Genomic DNA, 579 nt, shown 5'->3' with positions numbered 1-579 from the left:
CCTGGATCACCTGGCCCCTGGTCATCGCCTCTGTGGTGACCTCGCTGCTGACGCTGATGGCCGTGGCGCGGATCTGGGCCCGCGGCTTCTGGCGCAAGGGTGAGGACGCCGAGGAGCCGGATAAGCTGCTGCTGTCCAAGACGCTGGCCCACGCACGGGCCGCCAATAAGCGTCTGCTGCCGATGAACATGGTGGCCCCCACCGCTGCCCTGGTGGCGATGTCGGTGGCCTTCACCGTCGTCGCCGGACCGCTGATGCAGTTCTCGCGGGCCGCGGCCTATGACATGTACGAGCGCACACCCTACCTCGACGCCGTCCTGGGCGAAGAGCGCGTGGACGGGGTCCGCGATGAGCTCACCGAGTTCACCGAGGACCTGCTGGTGGACCTGGACACCGGCGACGCCGGCGTGGAGGATCACGCACCGGTGCGCACCGGACTGGAGCCGGAGGACAGAGAGAACCTCGAGGACACTCGGCATTCGACCTCCGGCGATGAGGACGAGCCTGTGGAAGGAGGCGGTGACTGATGAAGAGGCCCAAGACGCCGCTGAAGCTCGAGCTTCCGCTGATCGCCTTCCT

The 579-nt window shown here is 67.4% G+C and carries 1 pseudogene; it reads left to right on the top strand.

Features of this window, described 5'->3' with window-relative positions:
• A pseudogene (locus MWC30_RS21760) lies at positions 1–527 on the top strand (Na+/H+ antiporter subunit D); the annotation flags it as partial.
• Positions 528–579: the final 52 nt, after the last annotated feature.

The organism is Desulforhabdus sp. TSK (assembly GCF_022836495.1).
Taxonomy (GTDB): domain Bacteria; phylum Desulfobacterota; class Syntrophobacteria; order Syntrophobacterales; family Syntrophobacteraceae; genus Desulforhabdus.
The sequence above is the reverse complement of the archived record's forward strand: the minus strand, read 5'-3'. Positions and strand labels throughout refer to the sequence as shown.